Annotated in this window: 18 protein-coding genes; 11 read left to right on the top strand and 7 right to left on the bottom strand. The window is 61.4% G+C overall.

Annotated features, from left to right (window positions below):
• Positions 1-90: 90 nt before the first annotated feature.
• The 5 genes from K0H48_RS28785 to K0H48_RS28765 form a co-directional block, all read right to left on the bottom strand.
• Entirely contained in the window at positions 91-2649 is a 2559-nt protein-coding gene (locus tag K0H48_RS28785; protein ID WP_219337658.1) for a TonB-dependent receptor, read from the bottom strand.
• Between the two features lie 129 nt (positions 2650-2778).
• On the bottom strand, positions 2779-3747 hold the full coding sequence (locus K0H48_RS28780) for a FecR domain-containing protein (protein WP_219337657.1): 969 nt from the start codon (positions 3745-3747) through the stop codon (positions 2779-2781).
• Positions 3744-4283, bottom strand: a complete 540-nt coding sequence (locus tag K0H48_RS28775; RefSeq protein WP_138816356.1) for an RNA polymerase sigma factor — start codon at positions 4281-4283, stop codon at positions 3744-3746. The genes K0H48_RS28780 and K0H48_RS28775 overlap by 4 nt, the downstream gene beginning before the upstream one ends.
• A gap of 352 nt (positions 4284-4635) precedes the next feature.
• Positions 4636-5508 carry a dihydrodipicolinate synthase family protein gene (locus tag K0H48_RS28770; protein WP_219337656.1) on the bottom strand — a complete coding sequence of 291 codons (873 nt, stop codon included), beginning with the start codon at positions 5506-5508 and terminating at the stop codon, positions 4636-4638.
• A 27-nt stretch (positions 5509-5535) separates the two neighbouring features.
• Positions 5536-6318 carry an aldolase gene (locus K0H48_RS28765; RefSeq protein WP_219337655.1) on the bottom strand — a complete coding sequence of 261 codons (783 nt, stop codon included), beginning with the start codon at positions 6316-6318 and terminating at the stop codon, positions 5536-5538.
• 106 nt (positions 6319-6424) lie between these two features.
• Here K0H48_RS28765 and K0H48_RS28760 point away from each other — a divergent pair, with 106 nt between their 5' ends.
• On the top strand, positions 6425-6952 hold the full coding sequence (locus tag K0H48_RS28760) for a helix-turn-helix domain-containing protein (RefSeq protein WP_219337654.1): 528 nt from the start codon (positions 6425-6427) through the stop codon (positions 6950-6952).
• A 140-nt stretch (positions 6953-7092) separates the two neighbouring features.
• On the opposite strand, the gene K0H48_RS28755 is transcribed toward K0H48_RS28760, so the two are convergent.
• Entirely contained in the window at positions 7093-8109 is a 1017-nt protein-coding gene (locus tag K0H48_RS28755) for a DUF4917 family protein (protein ID WP_219337653.1), read from the bottom strand.
• A 123-nt stretch (positions 8110-8232) separates the two neighbouring features.
• On the opposite strand from K0H48_RS28755, the gene yiaY reads away from it, so the two are divergent.
• The 6 genes from yiaY to K0H48_RS28725 all read left to right on the top strand — a co-directional run bounded on the left by yiaY (position 8233) and on the right by K0H48_RS28725 (position 14799).
• Complete coding sequence (gene yiaY / locus K0H48_RS28750; RefSeq protein WP_219337652.1) at positions 8233-9381, top strand: L-threonine dehydrogenase; 1149 nt, start codon at positions 8233-8235, stop codon at positions 9379-9381.
• A gap of 92 nt (positions 9382-9473) precedes the next feature.
• A complete protein-coding gene (locus K0H48_RS28745) occupies positions 9474-10148 on the top strand; it encodes an NAD(P)H-binding protein (RefSeq protein ID WP_219337651.1) in 675 nt (224 codons plus the stop codon).
• Entirely contained in the window at positions 10148-11059 is a 912-nt protein-coding gene (locus K0H48_RS28740; protein ID WP_219337650.1) for a LysR family transcriptional regulator, read from the top strand. Before K0H48_RS28745 ends, K0H48_RS28740 begins: the two co-directional genes overlap by 1 nt.
• Positions 11060-11276: 217 nt before the next feature.
• Complete coding sequence (locus K0H48_RS28735) at positions 11277-12470, top strand: CaiB/BaiF CoA-transferase family protein (RefSeq protein WP_219337649.1); 1194 nt, start codon at positions 11277-11279, stop codon at positions 12468-12470.
• Positions 12467-13408 carry a hydroxymethylglutaryl-CoA lyase gene (locus K0H48_RS28730; protein ID WP_219337648.1) on the top strand — a complete coding sequence of 314 codons (942 nt, stop codon included), beginning with the start codon at positions 12467-12469 and terminating at the stop codon, positions 13406-13408. The genes K0H48_RS28735 and K0H48_RS28730 overlap by 4 nt, the downstream gene beginning before the upstream one ends.
• Before the next feature lie 59 nt (positions 13409-13467).
• Positions 13468-14799, top strand: coding sequence for an MFS transporter (locus K0H48_RS28725; RefSeq protein ID WP_219337647.1), 1332 nt, complete (start codon positions 13468-13470; stop codon positions 14797-14799).
• Here K0H48_RS28725 and K0H48_RS28720 read toward each other — a convergent pair whose 3' ends face one another.
• Positions 14800-15288, bottom strand: coding sequence for a DMT family transporter (locus tag K0H48_RS28720; RefSeq protein WP_219337646.1), 489 nt, complete (start codon positions 15286-15288; stop codon positions 14800-14802).
• Between the two features lie 68 nt (positions 15289-15356).
• On the opposite strand from K0H48_RS28720, the gene K0H48_RS28715 reads away from it, so the two are divergent.
• The 4 genes from K0H48_RS28715 to K0H48_RS28700 all read left to right on the top strand — a co-directional run.
• Positions 15357-16280, top strand: coding sequence for a LysR family transcriptional regulator (locus K0H48_RS28715; RefSeq protein ID WP_219337645.1), 924 nt, complete (start codon positions 15357-15359; stop codon positions 16278-16280).
• A gap of 17 nt (positions 16281-16297) precedes the next feature.
• Positions 16298-16708, top strand: coding sequence for a fosfomycin resistance glutathione transferase (gene fos, locus K0H48_RS28710; protein ID WP_219337644.1), 411 nt, complete (start codon positions 16298-16300; stop codon positions 16706-16708).
• 54 nt (positions 16709-16762) lie between these two features.
• Positions 16763-17404: a LysE family translocator gene (locus K0H48_RS28705; RefSeq protein WP_056857407.1), complete on the top strand. Its 642-nt coding sequence runs from the start codon at positions 16763-16765 to the stop codon at positions 17402-17404.
• Positions 17405-17523: 119 nt separating this feature from the next.
• Positions 17524-17799 (top strand): DUF4142 domain-containing protein (locus tag K0H48_RS28700; protein ID WP_219337643.1); only part of this gene is annotated, 276 nt, incomplete at its 3' end.

Genomic DNA, 17799 nt, shown 5'->3' with positions numbered 1-17799 from the left:
TGTGTGGGAGCGGGCTTGCTCGCGAAAGCATTACCTCGGTGTAACCGATTTACTGAGGTGTCTGCATCGCAGGCAAGCCAGCTCCCACACTTAGAAGAACCGCGTAATGCTGACCTTCGCATCGCGGCCCTTGGTGTAGGCGCGATCACCGCTCAAGGCCGGGCGGAAGTTGTTGTTGAACAGGTTGTCCACGGTGAAGTTCACCTCGGTGCCTTTGAGGTAGGCCTGTTGCGGCTTCCATTTGGCGAACAGGCCTTGGGTGTTGTAGGCCTTGTTGCCGTACTGGTCGTAGAACAGGTCGCCCAGACTGCTGCCTGGGCCGCCGGAGTATTTGTCACTCGGCAAGCGATCGGTCGCGCCAATGAACTGGCCCATCCAGCCCACCTGGGCATCCCAGGCCGGGATATTGGTGCCCAATACCAGCACCCATTTGGTCGGTGGAATGTCGCGGGCCGGCACATCCGGACCCCATGGGTTGGTGTAGGCGCCTTCGTGTTCGCCCTTGGCGTAGGCGAACGACACCGAGCCGAACAGGTAGGTGGAGTTGTAGAAGGATTCGAGCTCAAAACCCTTGATGGTCAGGCCGCCGATGTTGCGGTAGTTGGACATCGCCCCTGGCGGGCACGCGTTGGCAATGGTGCCACCGTTGACGGCCTGGTTCTGGCAGCCGACGCCGGTGGCCTTGAAGATTTCGTCTTCAACTTTGTTATGGAACAGGGTGGCGCGTACCTGCAGGTTATCGTCCTGGGCGATCAGGTTGTCGAAATTGGTGACGCCACCCAGGGTGATTGAGGTGATGCGCTCCGGGTCGAGATCGACGCTGGTGGCGGTGCGGCTGCCCAGGCCTTGCACTTCATACTGCTCGTCGATCACCGGCGCACGCCAGGTCTTGCTCCAGTTGGCGAACAGCCCCAGGTTCGGCGTGACGTTCCAGAACAGCGCCAGGCGCGGCGACCAGCCGGTGTAGGTGCGGTCGCTGTAGTCGTGGCCGAAGGACGGATCCGGGTTGTTGTAGTACGGCGCGTCATTGCCTTCGCCACGGTTGCGCACATGGTCGTAGCGCAGCGACGGAGTGATGGTCACGTCACCCACGGTGACTGCGTCCTGGACAAAGAAGCTGTTGGTGTCGACCTTGCCGTGGGGCATGAAGCCCGGCTGGAAGCGGCCGTAGTTGTAGCGCGCAGTGTTGTAGGTGGTGCCGGGCATCCACATTTCGGTTTCGCGGATGTGCTTGCGGATCTGCCCGCCGACGGTCACCGCATGCTGCAAGGGGCCGGTGTCAAACAGGCTGACGTTGCGGACGTCGAGGTTCTTGTCGGTGTAGGCGGTGTCCATCTTGCGCCCGCCGGTGGCCAGTTGGAAAAACGCAGTGGCGTCGCGTTCGTCGGTCTGGTCGGTGTTGGACTGGGAATATTTGACGGTCAGGTCGATCAGCGGGTTATTCACCGGCGTGTATTCGTACTTGCCTGACCAGGTGGTGTCGGTGGTGTCACGCTGGGCTAAAAAACGCTTCAGCGCGTTTTCGTAACCGTAGCGGTCGATGTTGGCCTGGGTCGGCGGCGTCGGGTAGCTGGCGGCGGAAAACGGCGTCCAGCGGTTGCTGTGGGAGCGTGAGTAAGACAGACCAACGCTGTGTTCCTCGGTGAAGTGGGCGTTGACCTTGAACAGTTTGCCATCCACATCCTGGGCGCTGTTGGGCAGGCGCTGCGGGTTGACCGGGTATTGGTTGTTGTCGTTGGGCAGCTTGGCGGCCACCTTCATGTCGCCGCCGTCGCGCTGGGTCAGGTAGGCCAGCGCGTCGAAACGGCCGTCGTCAGTGCGGCCGTACACGGCACTGCTGTAGATCTGTTCGTGGTCATTGCTGGAGTAGCCGTATTTGAGCATTGCGCCGCTGTTGCGACCGTCTTGCAGCAGGTCCGGGGCATCCTTGGTGGTCATGTTGACCGTACCGCCAAAACCGCCGTTGCCGGTGAACGGCGAGTTGGGGCCTTTCTCGACCTCGATGCTCTTGATCAGCTCCGGCTCGATAAACACCGTGCCTTGCTGGTAGCGCTCAAAGCCGGTCTTGGTGGCGCCGTCGACAGTCATTGGCACGTCTTCGGCGTCGCCGAAACCACGAATATTGATGGTCTGGCCACCAGGTTTCAGTGAGCCGCCCTGGCTCACGCCGGGCAAGGTCTGCAACAGACTGGGGATGTTGTTGGACTGGTAGCGGTCAATGTCGGCCTGGGTCATGGTCGAGCGGTTGACGGTGCTGGAGTCGACTTCGTTACCGGTGCCGATCACGCTGAGGGCATCGAGCTGGATGGCGCCGCTGTGGTTGGTCTTGCCCTCGTCGGGGCGCACCACGTAAGTGGTGCCGACTTTGATCAGGGTGAACTCGCCGTTTTTCAGCAAAGTGCGAATTGCCACTTCCGGGCTGAATTCACCGTTGAGCGCCGGTGCCTGCACGTGCTTGAGCAGTGTCTCATCGAACAACAGCTGGATTTTCGCCTGCTGCGCGACAAAGCTCAGGGACGTGGCCAGCGATTGGGCGGGCAGTTGCAGCGTGAGCGACTCGGCCTGGGCGCTGAGGCTCAAGGCCATGCAGCTGGCAATCAGGGTTGGTCGAAACAACAGGTGCGAAGCGTGGCAAGGCGCGCGAAACATGAAATCCCCCGGGGCGGCTAAATAGCCAAAAAGGTGTGCGTATCCAACACAGTCGGGAGGAAGACGGGGCAGCGGCAAAAAACCACACATGCGAATGCAAAATATTCTCAAGTGTGATTTTTGCAGACCTTACTTGAGCGGTTCGATGCGGACAATGCCATCGGCCGAGGCCACGGTTTTAACCGGCAGCAGCGCGGGCAGGGCGCTGAGCAGGGCATCCGGGTCATTCACATCCAGATTGCCCGAGACCTTCAGTTGCGCCACGGCTTTGTTGACCTGCAAGGGCGCTTGAGGCCGGTAGAGGCTCAGTTCATCGATCAGGCTGGCCAACTCGCGATTGCGAAACGACAGGTGCCCGCTGCGCCAATCGGCCACTTCTTCGGTGGTGAGTGTCTGCTGCTGCACGGTGCCCTTGGCGTAGCTGTACGTGGCACGTTGCTGGGCGCCGAGCAATGCCACCGGGCTTTTGGCGTCCGGCTCGAAGGCGACCTGGCCGTGGGCGACGCTGACCACCAGTTGTTGCTGGCTACGCCGCACGTCAAACCCGGTGCCGACCACCCGCACATTCGCCTCGCCGGCTTGCACGTAGAGCGGGCGCTCCTTGTCGGCGGCGACCTCGATAAAGACCTGGCCCTTGTCCAGATGCAGGATGCGCTGATGCGCGCTGAAATCCACGCGCAGGTGGGTGTTGGCGTTCACATACAGCGTGCTGCCGTCGGGCAGGGCGAGGGTGCGCATGCCTTTGGCGTGCCCGGCAATCTGGCTGTGGAAGAGCTCGCGGGGCGCACCGATATTCGTCGCCAGCACGGCGCACACCAGTGCGGCGGCCACGGCCAGGGCCGGGCGCAATAGGGAGGGTTTGCGCTGGGGCAGCGGTACGGGTTTGTTCAGTTGCTGCAACTGGGCGAGGTCGTCCCACAGTTGTTCGAATTCGGCATAGGCGCGGGCATGAGCGGGCGTTGCCTGCCAGGCGGCAAAGGCTTTGCGCTCGGCACGTGCTGCGCCATTGCGGTTGCGGGCAAACCAGCTGGCGGCTTGGGCATCGATGGAGTCGCTTTCCTCGATATCCAGGGCGTCGATGTCGCTCAGGCGGTTCATTCTGGCTGCTCCGTGCCGGGTTCTGGTTGAAGGCGTCGCTTGCAATGCAGCAGGGCAAAAGCGATGTGCTTTTCTACCATGCTGGTGGAAATACCCATGCGCTCGGCGATCTGCGCCTGGCTCAGGCCTTCGAAGCGGTGCAGCATAAGGGCTTCTCGCCTGCGGGGCGAGAGTTCGGCGAGGACTTCTTTCAACTGTTCCAGGCGTTGCAGACGCTGCGCGGCGGCCATGGGGTCGTTTTGCGCGTCGGTGAGCGGCTCCGTGTCAGCGTCGGCCGGGTCGGAATGGGCGCTCTGGCGTACCTTCTGTTTGCGCCAGTGATCGCGCAGCAGGTTGCGCGCCATCTGGAACAGAAACGCCCGTGGCTGCTCGACCTTGGCGCGGTCGCGGTAGTCCAGCCATTGGGTGAAGACATCCTGGGTCATGTCCGCCGCATCGCTGGCATTGTCCGTGCGTTTGCGCAGGAAATGCAGGATATCTGCATAAAACCCGCGAAACGCATCGGCCGACAACGGGTCGGGCTTGGGACGAGACATGGATATCCTTCTTGACGAAGCACGACGTAGAAAAGTCGCGAATGATATCGAGAACTATTGTCATTTGTCTCTATGTAAAATGTGGGAGCTGGCTTGCCTGCGATGGCCATAGATATCTAAACAACCGGTAACACGAATCTGTCGCCAGTGGGCTGTTGTGGCGAGCAGGCTTGTCCTGCGTTGGGTCGCGAAGCGGCCCCAGTAAAGGCGCTGCAATTTTCCTGAAAGAACTCAGCGTCTGTGTTTGGGGCTGCTTCGCAGCCCAACGCAGGGCAAGCCTGCTCGCCACAGGAGAAATTGGCTGCCTTCAAAAGTTGTGTAGATACCCATGCTCCCACAGGGGACCGCGGTGTTAGCGCAGTAATGCTTTCAGTTGTTCGATCCCTGCCTCACCCAACGGGAACACCGGCAACCGTGGATCGCCCACCTCCAGCCCGGTCAGCCGCAACCCGGCCTTGATCGTCGCGGGCAAACCACCTTTGAGGATGAACTCCAGCAACGGCAACTGGCGATAGAACAGCTCGCGCGCCAGTGTCAGGTCATTGGCCAGCACCGCGTCATATAAATCCAGGTTGAGCTGTGGAATCAGGTTCGGCGCTGCCGTGCACCAACCCTTGGCGCCTGCGGCGAAGGCTTCCAGCGCCAGCGGGTTGCAACCGTTGTAGAACGGCACGTCGCTGTGGCGGCGCAACTGGTGCATGCGTTGAACATCGCCGGTGCTTTCCTTGACCATGGTCACGTTCGCCACCTGCTTGACGATGCGCAGGATCAAGTCCACCGACATGTCCGTGCCACTGGTCGCCGGGTTGTTGTAGAGCATGATCGGCACGCCGACGCTGTCGCCAATCGCGGCGTAGTGGGCGAGGATTTCCGCTTCGCTGAGTTTCCAGTACGAGGCCGGCAGCACCATCACCACATCGGCGCCATTGGCTTCGGCATACCGGGCGCGACGCACGGCCTTGGCGGTGGTCAAGTCAGACACGCTGACAACAGTGGGTACGCGCCTGGCGATTTTCGCGAGGCTGTAGGCGCTGACCTCATCCCACTCCGCATCGCTCAAATACGCGCCTTCGCCGGTGCTGCCCAGGGGCGCGATGGCATGCACGCCGCTGTCGATCAAACGGTCAATGGAGCGGCCGAGGGCGTCGAGGTCAATGCGCTGGCCGTCGGCGCTGAATGGGGTGATGGTGTATCCGATGATGCCGTGAATAGTGGGATTGGACATGGGAAGTCTCCGCGTGAAAAAGGGCAATCAGTTCAGGCAATCGGCGTGTTTGCGCAGGTTCTGCCGGGCGTAGTAGTTGAACGCGGCGCCATGGCGCTTGGGCTTGGAGATCCAGTCATGGGCCTCGCGACCCAGTTCGGGCAGGATCGGCTTGATGCTGCCCGCCGACATCGCCAGCAACTGCAACTTGGCTGCCCGCTCGATCAACTGCGCGATGACGCAGGCTTCCTCGATGCTCGCGCCGGTGGACAGCTGACCGTGGTGCGAGAGCAGAATCGCGCGCTTGTCGCCCAGGGCCGTGGTGATGATTTCGCCTTCTTCATTGCCTACCGGCACGCCCGGCCAGGCTTCCAGGAAAGCGCAAGCTTCGTACAACGGGCACAAGTCCATATGCGACACCTGCAGCGGCACTTCGAGCATCGACAGCGCAGCAATATGCGTGGGGTGCGTATGGATGATGCAGTTCACGTCCGGCCGCCCACGGTACACCCAGGTGTGAAAACGGTTGGCCGGGTTGGGGATGCCATGCCCCTCGAGTACTTCAAGATCCTCGTTGACCAGCAACAGATTGCTGGCGGTGATTTCATCGAAACCCAGGCCCAGTTGCTGAGTGTAATAGGTGCCAGGCGTGGGCCCACGTGCGGTGATCTGCCCGGCCAGGCCGGAGTCGTGGCCGTGTTCGAACAGGATGCGGCAAGTGAGCGCCAGCTTTTGCCGGCCGGTCCACGTATTATCCGCCAGGCTGTTTTGCATCTGGATCAGTGCTTGCTTGACCAGTTGGTCTTTGGGAAGTGCTAATGTCTTGGCCATATCGGTGTCCTTTGGGTTAGAGCAAATGACACTAAAGATGCTATATGACACATTGTGTCATTGGCAAGCATGATTCTGCCTTTTCTGCAGGGATTAACCGCAGCACATGTCTATCCGTTTGAAATTATTGAGAAAAAAACTTGGCGTAACCCTGGAGTCCCTGGCCGAAAAGTCCGGGATGACCAAGAGTTATCTGTCCAAGGTCGAGCGTGGGCTCAACACGCCGTCGATCGCCGCCGCGCTGAAACTGGCCAAGGCGTTGAACGTGAAGGTCGAAGAACTGTTCAGCGAAGACAACGTCAGCCTCGACAGCTACAGCCTGGTGCGCAGCCACGAACGCCCCGATACCGCGCCGGGTTATGCGGTGCTGGCCCATCAGGTCAGTGAGCGCAGCTTGCTGCCGTTCATCATTTACCCGCCGGCAGAATTCACTGACAAGACCTTCAAGGAACATCTGGGCGAGGAGTTTTTGTTTGTGCACGAAGGCCAGGTGGAAGTGGACTTCATGAACGAGCGGGTGATTCTGGATCGGGGTGATGCGCTGCATTTCAATGCGCAGAAACCTCACCGGATTCGCTCGGTGGGGCAGGTGCAGGCGCAGTTGCTGGTGGTGGTGCACAGCAGCGACGAGTGACCGCGATCGCAATTTGAAATGCGATCAATGTGGGAGCTGGCTTGCCTGCGATAGCGGTGTGTCAGTTAAGACAATACTGACTGGCCCACCGCTATCGCAGGCAAGCCAGCTCCCACAGTTGATTTTCGTTGTTCAGTAGATCAGCGTTCGACGGGTACTGAGAGTGCGGCATTACCCAACGTATGCGTACGCGCCGCAAAGAACTTCAGCTCCACACCACTGCCGTCAAACAACTGCGAATACCGACGCTTCTGCTGACGGATAAACCCGTCACTGCGCCCCGACACCGAAATCGCCAGGGTCGTGAGTTTGGCTTGGCGAAGCGCATCCACCAGGTGCTGATCCTGCGGCCCCAGGTCATGACCGAAGATGCACAGCGCGCCTTCATGACTCAGCAACTGCTCGTAGCAGAACGACAAGTAGTCCGAGCTGCGAATGGTCTTGAGCTTCTCCTCCACCTTGCCTTCGCTGACAAACAGCGGCACGTCGTCCAGCGTTTTGATCGTATTGTTGATGGCAAAACTGCTGAGCAAGGTGCTGTCGGTGGTCGGCAATTTGCGCGCGGTGCCGTCGAGGTTGCGCACCAGGTGCAGGCCGCCGTGCAGGTAGAGAATGCGTGTGGCCTCGGCGCGCGTGTTGCGCAGGTCGAAGCTGGCGTCGGCGCTGCGGAACAGGTCGTCGATGCCCGGCGTGTGCAGGATTGCCCAGTAGTTGAGCAGGTCGTAATTGCTGGTGAATACCGTGGCGTAGTGCTTCAACTCAGTGTTGATCGTCGCCAGCGTCGACGGCTGCACCAGGCGCCACGGAATGTGTACGGCGTGGATGGTGTTGATCAGCGCTTCCTTGATCGCGTAGTAGCGGTTGCGCGGCGCCGCCGAGCTGACCGCCAGCGCCTTGTTGACCCGGCTGGTGGTCTTCAACGCGCCCAGCGCTTGCTCGAAACTGCGGGTTTGCAGCGCATCGAACACGCTGAGTTCGGACGGGCTCAGGGGCTTTTCTTCGACGGTGCGGGCGTTTTCGAACAGCGAGTCGTAGGCAAAGTCTTCCCAAATCGCACGGCTGGCGCCATTGCCGATCAGAATCCCATTGAAGTCGATGGCGCTGCGCAGTGCGCTCCAGTCTTCAAGGTGGGCGTCAATATCCTGGAAATCCTTCATTGCGGCGGGTCTACTCGAAATCGGCTGGGTGGTGACTTTATCACGAGCGTGCGTTGATCCTGATCAAGATGCGCCACGCGTTACCGGTTGATTCTGTCGGCATACCGCCTCCGAGGATTGACCATGAGCAGCACCTTTTTTATTCCCGCCGTCAACATCATGGGCACCGACTGCCTCGACGAAGCCATGGTAGCCATCCGCAACTACGGCTTTCGCAAGGCATTGATCGTCACCGACGCGGGGCTGGCCAAGGCCGGCGTGGCCAGCATGATCGCCGAGAAGCTGGCGATGCAGGACATCGACTCGGTGATCTATGACGGCGCCAAACCCAACCCCAACGTGGAAAATGTCGAGAAAGGCCTGGCGATGCTGGAGGCCACGGCCTGTGATTTTGTCGTGTCCCTGGGCGGCGGCTCGCCCCATGACTGCGCCAAGGGCATCGCGTTGTGCGCCACCAACGGCGGGCATATCGGCGACTACGAAGGTGTCGACCAATCGAGCAAACCGCAATTGCCGCTGGTGGCGATCAATACCACCGCCGGCACGGCCAGCGAGATGACCCGTTTCTGCATCATCACCGATGAAACCCGCCATGTGAAAATGGCCATCGTCGACCGCAATGTCACGCCGCTGCTGTCGGTCAACGACCCGACGCTGATGGTCGGCATGCCCAAGGGGCTGACAGCGGCCACCGGCATGGACGCGCTGACCCATGCGATCGAAGCCTATGTGTCGACGGCCGCCACACCCATCACCGACGCCTGCGCGATCAAGGCCATGGAGCTGATCAGCGCCAACCTGCGCCTGGCGGTGCGAGATGGCAGCGACAAGGCCGCACGGGAAAACATGGCCTACGCGCAGTTTTTGGCCGGGATGGCCTTCAACAATGCCTCGCTGGGTTTTGTGCATGCCATGGCCCACCAGCTAGGTGGCCTCTACGACCTGCCCCACGGCGTGTGCAACGCGGTGTTGCTGCCCCATGTGCAAAGCTTCAACGCCAGTGTATGCGCCAAACGCTTGAGCGACGTGGCGCGCGCCTTGGGCGCCGATATCAAGGGTATTACCCCGGAAGAGGGCGCCCAGGCTGCCATCGTCGCGATTCGCGCCTTGGCCCATGACGTTGAGATCCCGGCCGGTTTGCGCGAGTTGGGCGCCAAGTTGCAGGATATTCCGCTGCTGGCCACCAATGCCTTGAAGGATGCCTGCGGTCTGACCAACCCACGCCGGGCGGATCAGCGACAAATTGAGGAGATCTTTCGCAGCGCGTTCTAAAGGGGGCGGTCGCAAGCGGCAAGCGTTAAGCTACAAGCTGAACGGTATTCAACTTGAGCATGAAGCTTGCGGCTTGCCGCTGAGGTCCCCTGATGAGAGTTCTATTATTCGGCGCCACCGGCATGGTCGGCCAAGGCGTGCTGCGCGAGTGCCTGCTGGCCGCTGACGTGCAGGAAGTGGTCGCCGTGGGCCGCACGCCGCTGACCCAGGAACACGGCAAGCTGCACCAGGTATTGCACAGCGATATGCTCGACTTCCAGCCGCTGGAAAACCTGCTGCAAGGCTTTGATGCGTGCTTCTTCTGCCTCGGCGTATCGTCGGCGGGCATGAATGAAACCAGGTACACCCACCTCACCTACGACCTTACCCTGGTCGCGGCCAGCACTTTGGCGCGGCTCAATCCGCAGATGACCTTTATCTATGTGTCCGGCGCCGGCACCGACAGCTCCGAGGCGGGCAAGTCGATGTGGGCGCGGGTCAAGGGCAAGACCGAAAACGCCTTGCTGCGCTTGCCGTTCAAGGCGGTGTACCTGTTTCGGCCTGGGGTGATTCAGCCGTTGCATGGCGTGCGTTCAAAGACGCCGCTGTATCAATCCTTCTATACCGTGCTAGGCCCGCTGCTGTCGTTTTTTCGCCGGATCAAACCAAGCTGGGTGGTGAGCACCGAGACCGTCGGCCTAGCGATGTTGGCGGCGGCGCGTCACGGCGCGCCGCACGCCGTGGTGGAGCAGGCCGAGATCAATCGCCTGGCCAGCGAGCCGCGCTGATGCTGCACAAAAGCCTGGTGCGTCGCCTTGATCTGATCACCCTGCAACTGTTTGTTGCAGTGTTTGAAGAAGGCACGCTGACCCGCGCTGCGGCCCGTGAAGCCATCGCGGTGTCGGCGGCCAGCAAGCGCCTGATGGAACTGGAGCAGGTATTGGGCGTGAGCCTGTTCGTGCGCCGCGCCAAGGGCATGGACCTGACCGCCGCAGGCGAAACCCTGCTGCACCATGCACGGCAGATGCTGTTCAATGTGGAAAAAATGGGCCTGGAGCTGGGCGAACACAGCCACGGCGTGCGCGGCTATGTGCGCATGTTGGCGAATCTGTCGGCGATCATTCAGTTCCTCCCGGAAGACTTGCGCGATTTTTCTCAGCTGCATCCCGAGGTCAAGACCGATCTGGAAGAGCGCCCCAGCAAAGGCGTGGTCCAGGGCGTGCTGGACGGGGTGGCGGACCTGGGCATTTGTTCCAGCGACACCGACACCAAAGGCTTGCCCAGCGTGCTGTATCGCCACGACAAACTGGTGGTGTTGATGCCGGCGGAGCATCCCTTGGCCGCACGCCAAACCCTGGCGTTCGAGGAAACCCTTGGCAGCGATTACGTCGGCCTGCACGCCGCCAGTTCGATCAATATGCGCACCCATGCCGCAGCGCGCGAGGCCGGCAAGATGCTGCGCCTGCGTATTCATGTGCCGGGGTTTGATGCGATGTGCCGGATGGTGCAGGCGAATATGGGCATCGGCATCCTGCCGCAAAAGGCCTATGAACTGTTCGGCCGCGCTTTGGGGTTGCATGCAGTGCCGCTGACGGACCCGTGGTCGGATCGCAGTTTGATTGTGGTGGTGCGTGATGAGGCGCAGTTGTCGCCGGTGAGTCGGTTGTTGTTTGACTACCTGCGCACGCCACTGAGGTAAGCAAACCCTGTGGCCTCATCGCGGGCAAGCCCGGCTCCCACAGTAGGAATGCGGTCCCTTGTGGGAGCCGGGCTTGCCCGCGATAGCGATCTGACTGACACCGACATCTAATAGCCGTTCGCATTTCGCGAACGCTCCTTGCCAACTGACGGTTGGATTTATCGCCTCCTTGTCCTCTAGCCTTGGCTGCACATTCCAAGAATAAGAGGACCACCCCATGACGGCGCCGTTGAGCGGTATCAAGGTGATTGAAATCGGCACGCTGATTGCCGCGCCGTTCGCGGCGCGGATGCTGGCCGAGTTCGGCGCCGAGGTGATCAAGATCGAAGCCATGGGCCAGGGCGATCCGCTTCGCAAATGGCGAAAGCTGCACGAAGGCACGTCGCTGTGGTGGTACTTGCAATCGCGTAACAAGAAATCCCTGGCGCTGGACCTCAAGTCCCCGGAAGGCCTGGGACTGATCAAGCAACTGCTGGGCGACGCCGACGTGCTGATCGAAAACCTGCGCCCCGGCGGCTTGGAGAAACTCGGCCTGGGTTGGGACGTGTTGCATGCGCTGAACCCCAAGCTGACCCTGGTGCGTATCTCCGGCTACGGCCAGACCGGCCCTTACCGCGATCGCCCAGGTTTCGGTGCCATCGGTGAGGCCATGGGTGGCATTCGCTACACCACCGGCAACCCCGACTTGCCGCCAGCGCGGGTGGGTGTGAGCCTGGGTGACTCGCTTGCCTCGTTGCACGCGGTGATTGGTGCGCTGATGTCGTTGTTGCGGGTCAAGACCGGGCAGGGCGCGGGGCAGATTGTCGACGTGTCGCTGGCCGAAAGTGTGTTCAACCTGATGGAAAGCCTGGTGCCCGAATACGACATGCTCGGCCATGTGCGCGAACGCAGTGGCGGCGCCTTGCCCGGCATTGCGCCGTCCAATACCTACCTGACTGCCGATGGCGCCTATGTAGTGATCGCCGGCAACAGTGACCCGATCTACAAACGCCTGATGCATACCATTGGCCGTACCGATCTGGCTGAAGCGCCGGAGTTTGCCCACAACGACGGCCGCGCCGCAAAAAGTGGCCTGCTGGACGCGGCTATCACTCACTGGACCAGCAGCCTGCCTATCGACCAGGTGCTCAGCGCGCTCGAAGCCGCCGAGGTGCCGGCCGGGCGCATCTACTCCGTGGCCGATATCGTCAGCGACCCGCACTACCAGGCGCGCGACATGCTGCTCAATGCCCAATTGCCCGGTGGCGTGTCGGTGAAGATGCCTGGCATCGTGCCAAAACTTTCCGAAACACCCGGTGGTGTGAACTGGCAAGGCCCGACCCTTGGGCAACACACTGATGACATCCTCGGCAGCCTGGGCCTCACCGGCGCCGATATCCAACGTCTGAAAACCTCTGGAGTGGTGCAATGATCACTGATTATTCCGACGCGCTGATCGTGCAGGAAGTGTCCCCGCGCGATGGCTTGCAAATCGAACCGACGTGGGTTGAAACCGCCGACAAGATTGCGCTGATCAACGCGCTGGCCCTGGCCGGTTTTTCGCGAATCGAGGCGGGCTCGTTCGTGTCGCCCAAAGCCATTCCCGCGTTGCGTGATGGCGAGCAGGTGTTCCAGGGCATTGAGCGCCGGGCCGGTGTGATCTATGTGGCGTTGATCCCCAACCTCAAGGGCGCCCAGCGCGCCATCGAGTCGCGCACCGATGAGCTGAACCTGGTGATGTCGGCCAGCCAGACCCACAACCTGGCGAATATGCGCATGCGTTGTGAGGCGTCGTTGTCGGCCTTTGGCGATATCGTCAGCTTTGCCGCCGACCATCCGGTGCGCCTTAACGGCAGCATTGCCACCACCTTCGGCTGCCCGTTCGAAGGCAAGATTGATGAAGACCGCGTGCTGCAAATGGTCGACGCCTATCGCGAGTTGGGCATTGCGGGCATCACGTTGGCCGACACCACCGGCATGGCCAATCCGCGTCAGGTCGAACGTTTGGTCAAGCGCGTGCTGCAACAGGTGCCGGCCGGCGATTTGACCCTGCATTTTCACAACACCCGCGGCCTGGGGTTGTGCAATGTGCTGGCCGCTTACGAGGCCGGAGCCCGACGGTTTGATGCGGCCTTGGGTGGCCTCGGCGGTTGCCCGTTTGCGCCGGGCGCGTCGGGCAATATCTGCACCGAAGATTTGGTCAACCTGTGCGAGGAAGTCGGCATTCACACCGGCATCGACCTGCCGCACCTGTTGCAAATGTCCCGTCGCTTGCCGGCCTTGCTTGGGCATGAACTGCCCGGCCAAGTGGCCAAGGCCGGGCGCAATGGCGACCTGCACCCGCCACCGGCCTACATCGCCACGCTGTAACGCGCTACCAGACAACAAAAACAATCGGGTGCCTGTGAGCAGCCCGCTGGAGAGAAACCATGAGCACTAATACGTTGGAGGCCGGCGTGCGCCCGGCCGCTGAAATCGATGCCGAAAAAGCCCTGGTCAGCAAGGTCGCCTGGCGGCTGATGCCGCTGATCATGGTGTGCTACCTGTTCGCGTTTTTTGACCGCATCAACATCAGCTTCGCCAAGTTCCAGCTGCAAACCGACCTGAGCCTGAGCGACACCGCCTATGGCCTGGGCGCCGGGTTATTTGTGGTGGGGTATGTGCTGTTCGAAGTGCCGAGCAACATGATGCTCTACAAGGTCGGTGCCCGCCGTTGGATCGCGCGCATCATGATGTCGTGGGGCCTGGCCACGGCGGCCATGGTGTTTGTCACCGCCGAATGGCAGTTCTATGGCCTGCGCTTCATCATTGGCGCCATGGAGGCGGGGTTTGCGCCGGGCGTGCTGTACTACCTGACGCTGTGGTTCCCGCAGCACTTTCGTGGGCGCATCACCTCGATGCTGTTCCTGGCTTCGGCATTCGCCGGTTTAGTCGGCGCGCCGTTCTCCGGGCTGGTGCTGGAACACCTCGACGGTGTGCTGCAGATGCGCGGCTGGCACTGGCTGTTCCTGCTCGGCGGCTTGCCCTGCATCGGCCTGGGCTTTTTGGTGCTGACCTTGCTCAAGGACCGCATTGAAGACGCGCATTGGCTGACGCCTGCCGAGAAAACCCTGCTGTCGAGCCGCATCGCCAAGCATGAGCCGAACCAGCACGGTGGCTCGCTGCTCTCGGCGATCCGCATTCCAGGGTTCCTGATGCTTGGGTTTATCTACTTTCTGATCCAGGTGGCGTCTTACGGCCTCAACTTCTGGGCGCCGCAATTGATCCGTAGCGCCGGTACCCAGAGCCCAGTGATGATCGGCCTGCTCACCGCGATTCCCTACGTGTGCGGGGCGATCAGCATGGTGGTGATCGGGCGCCTGTCGGACGCCACCGGCGAGCGCCGCAAGTTTGTCTGCGGCCTGGTGGTGCTGGGCGCCATCGGCTTCTTTTGTGCGGGGATCTTTGCCGACCACACCACCTTCCTGATCATCGCCCTGGGCCTGTTGGGCGCGGGCATTATTGCCGCGATCCCGGCCTTCTGGACGCTGCCGCCCAAACTGCTGGCTGGCGCCGGTGCGGGTGCGGCCGGTGGCATTGCGGTGATCAACACCCTTGGCCAGTTCGGCGGGATTGTCAGCCCGGTGATGGTGGGACGCATCAAGGACCTTACCGGCAGCACCACACCTGCGCTGTATGTGATCGGTGTGTGTGCGCTGTTGGCGGCGGCGCTGCTGTTGTGGGGCTTGCCACAAAAACTGCGCACGCTCGACAAGGGCTGATCAGCCTGCCGTCGCCAGTGCGCGAGCCGGTGTGGCGCTGAACTGAATCAACGCCACGCCGCCAATCAACAACAACGCCCCCAGCACGCGGGGCGTGGTCAGTTGGCGTTCTACCAGGCCGAACAGACCAAAGTGATCAAGCAGCAGCGAGGCGAGAATCTGCCCGGCCATGGCCAGGGCAATAAACCCCGACGCGCCGAGCTTGGGCAGCAACATCAACGCCAGCGAAATAAAGCACACGCCAAACGCACCACCGGCCCACATCCACAGCGGCGCCTTGGTGATAAAGGCCAGGCTTGGCAGCGGCAAGCGCAGCGCGATGATCACCGGCAGCAACACAATAATACTCACCAACAATGACGCCAGCGTGGCCCACAACGGGTGCCCCAGCCCGCGCCCGAGGCTCGCGTTGATCGCACTCTGGAACGGCACCACCGCGCCGGCGAACACCGCCAGTGCCAACAGACCTACCCAATGCAACGTCGTCATCTCAGTTCTCCCAGAGGTTTTGCTGGACTCTAGGCTATTCGTCGCGCAAATTTAAATTCCAAGTTCTTATGCTGAGCATGCAGCTGATGAATGATCTGCGCCGCATCGACCTCAACCTGTTGGTGATCCTCGACGCCTTGCTCAGTGAGCAACACGTCACCCGTGCCGCCGAGCGCCTGCACCTGAGCCAGCCAGCGGTCAGCCATGCGTTGGCGCGCTTGCGTGATCTGCTCGGTGACCCGCTGCTGGTGCGCCAGGGCGGCGCTTTGGTGCCGACCGCCCGCGCACTGGAATTGGCTACGCCACTGGCCGAAGCCCTGGCCCAGTTGCAGGCGCTGCTGGCGCCCAACCGGTTTGATCCGGCGTCGGCCAAGCGCCGGTTTCGCGTGGCAATGTCGGACTACAGTGCGGCGATTTTCTTGCCGGGCCTGGTTCGCACCTTGCGCCGTGAAGCGCCTGGCATCGACCTGCAAATCGTCCAGGCCAGCCGCGAAGGCATGGTCGACGGCGTGCTCAATGGCGACCTCGACCTGGCCGCCGGGGTGTTCCCCGACATGCCCGCCGAACTGCGCACTACGCCGTTATTCAACGAGCATTACACCTGCCTGATTGACCGTGACAGCCTGCCGCAAAACGGCGTGCTGGACCTGCTGACTTACCTGTCACGTCCGCATGTGCTGCTGGAAATGCGCGGCAGCGGCACCCCGGAAATCGAACGGGCGTTGACGGCGATTCGTGAGCGCCGGCACGTGGCGATCAGCCTGCCGCATTGGGGCGTAGCGCCGCAGTTGATCCGGGGCACAGACTTGATTTTGACCGTGTCATCCAGAGGCTTGCTCAACATCGATCAGCAGCACCTGCTGGCTGTGCCGCCGCCGTTTCATATCCCTTCGTTTGCGTTTGAGCTGGCGTGGCATGCGCGGCGGGGCGGGGATTCGGGGTTGCAGTGGTTGATTGGGCAGGTGCAGGGTGTATTGTCCGAAAGTCATTGATAACAGGAAAAATAAAAATGCTCTCAGGCCTTAACCACCTGACCCTTGCCGTCACCGACCTGAACCGTAGCATCAGTTTCTACCATGAGCTTCTGCAACTTCGGCTCGATGCGACCTGGGACAGCGGCGCCTATCTGTCGTTGCCCGGTTTATGGCTGTGCTTGTCCCTCGACCCATTACGCTTGCCAGAGGCTGCGGCTGATTACACGCACTACGCGTTTACCGCTGATACCGGTGATTTCGCTGCGCTGGTGGCGCGCCTGCGTGCTGCGCAGGTGCAGGAATGGCGCGATAACCGCAGTGAAGGCGCGTCGTTCTACTTTCTCGATCCCGATGGCCACAAGCTCGAAACCCACGTCGGCGATCTGGCCTCACGTTTGCAAGCCTGTCGCGCCAAGCCTTATGCCGGAATGACGTTTTACCCGTAGCGGCGGAACGTGCAGAATCCATCCACCTCATCACCGTCTATCAGAGTCGCGCCCATGACCCTATCCCTGCTGTTCGCCGTGCTTGCTTCGGGTTTTATCTACGGTATTACGCCCGGTCCGGGCGTGCTGGCCGTATTCGGTATCGGCGCTGCCCGTGGCCGTCGTGCCGGGGCGGGCTTTTTGTGCGGGCATTTGCTCGGCGACGTGGTGTGGTGCAGCACGGCGTTGATTGCCATCGTGGGCGCGCGGGAAGTGGGCAGCACAGCCTTTGATGCACTGGGCGTGCTCAGCGGCTTGTACCTGTTCTGGCTCGGCTGGCGTGCGATCCGTACCCAGCGGCGCAGCAGCGATGCACCCCAGGGCGCGGCGCGGCATCCGTTCTGGCACGGCATTCTGTTCGGCCTGACCAACCCCAAGGCCTATCCGGTGGCCGTGGCAACCTTTACCGCGTTGTTGTCCAGCCGTGCCGAGTTGCTGACGTGGGCGATGCTGCCGTCATTGATCTTCCTGAGCTTTATTGGTGGCCTGCTGGCCTATGCCATTTTGATCGGCGTGGTCGGCGCCCAGCGTGTGCGCACGGTGTATCAGCGCCATGAAATCCTCATCACCAAACTCTGCGGCGTGATGTTTATCGGCTTCGCCATCAATGCCCTGGCGCACGCATTGCCGGGTCTGTTTGGCAGCAAACCGGCCTGACACCACGACGACCGTTCGTCGCACTGGCGAGTTTTTTCTAAACCTTTGCCGCCCTGAAAATTCGAATTCAGGGCGGGGCGTCTGTTCCCGCACCTATTTTTGACCTGGAGGAACCCCTCATGAGCCGCATGGCTATCCGGTTACGCACCGCCAGTTTCGCGATGCTGCTGGGCCTCGGCGCCAGCAATGCTTTCGCCCAGTCACCTGCTGAATTCATCGAGCAGGCTTCGGCCAAAGGGATGGCCGATATCGAAACCAGTCGCATGGCCCACGCCAGAACCTCGTCCCAGGAAATCAAGGACTACACCATCGAGGTGATCAACGAGCGCACCCAGGCCAACCAGCACCTGGCGGCCATCGCCAAGAAGCTCGACCTGCCGGTTGCGCCGCGCGAG

The organism is Pseudomonas sp. Xaverov 259 (assembly GCF_019352915.1).
Classification (GTDB): Bacteria; Pseudomonadota; Gammaproteobacteria; order Pseudomonadales; family Pseudomonadaceae; genus Aquipseudomonas.
The sequence above is the reverse complement of the archived record's forward strand: the minus strand, read 5'-3'. Positions and strand labels throughout refer to the sequence as shown.

Bases quoted from the DNA above. Each gene is read 5' to 3' on its own strand.
- K0H48_RS28785 (WP_219337658.1), bottom strand. From the start codon at position 2,649: ATGTTTCGCGCGCCTTGCCACGCTTCGCACCTGTTGTTTCGACCAACC.
- K0H48_RS28780 (WP_219337657.1), bottom strand. From the start codon at position 3,747: ATGAACCGCCTGAGCGACATCGACGCCCTGGATATCGAGGAAAGCGAC.
- K0H48_RS28775 (WP_138816356.1), bottom strand. From the start codon at position 4,283: ATGTCTCGTCCCAAGCCCGACCCGTTGTCGGCCGATGCGTTTCGCGGG.
- K0H48_RS28770 (WP_219337656.1), bottom strand. From the start codon at position 5,508: ATGTCCAATCCCACTATTCACGGCATCATCGGATACACCATCACCCCA.
- K0H48_RS28765 (WP_219337655.1), bottom strand. From the start codon at position 6,318: ATGGCCAAGACATTAGCACTTCCCAAAGACCAACTGGTCAAGCAAGCA.
- K0H48_RS28760 (WP_219337654.1), top strand. From the start codon at position 6,425: ATGTCTATCCGTTTGAAATTATTGAGAAAAAAACTTGGCGTAACCCTG.
- K0H48_RS28755 (WP_219337653.1), bottom strand. From the start codon at position 8,109: ATGAAGGATTTCCAGGATATTGACGCCCACCTTGAAGACTGGAGCGCA.
- yiaY (WP_219337652.1), top strand. From the start codon at position 8,233: ATGAGCAGCACCTTTTTTATTCCCGCCGTCAACATCATGGGCACCGAC.
- K0H48_RS28745 (WP_219337651.1), top strand. From the start codon at position 9,474: ATGAGAGTTCTATTATTCGGCGCCACCGGCATGGTCGGCCAAGGCGTG.
- K0H48_RS28740 (WP_219337650.1), top strand. From the start codon at position 10,148: ATGCTGCACAAAAGCCTGGTGCGTCGCCTTGATCTGATCACCCTGCAA.
- K0H48_RS28735 (WP_219337649.1), top strand. From the start codon at position 11,277: ATGACGGCGCCGTTGAGCGGTATCAAGGTGATTGAAATCGGCACGCTG.
- K0H48_RS28730 (WP_219337648.1), top strand. From the start codon at position 12,467: ATGATCACTGATTATTCCGACGCGCTGATCGTGCAGGAAGTGTCCCCG.
- K0H48_RS28725 (WP_219337647.1), top strand. From the start codon at position 13,468: ATGAGCACTAATACGTTGGAGGCCGGCGTGCGCCCGGCCGCTGAAATC.
- K0H48_RS28720 (WP_219337646.1), bottom strand. From the start codon at position 15,288: ATGACGACGTTGCATTGGGTAGGTCTGTTGGCACTGGCGGTGTTCGCC.
- K0H48_RS28715 (WP_219337645.1), top strand. From the start codon at position 15,357: ATGCTGAGCATGCAGCTGATGAATGATCTGCGCCGCATCGACCTCAAC.
- fos (WP_219337644.1), top strand. From the start codon at position 16,298: ATGCTCTCAGGCCTTAACCACCTGACCCTTGCCGTCACCGACCTGAAC.
- K0H48_RS28705 (WP_056857407.1), top strand. From the start codon at position 16,763: ATGACCCTATCCCTGCTGTTCGCCGTGCTTGCTTCGGGTTTTATCTAC.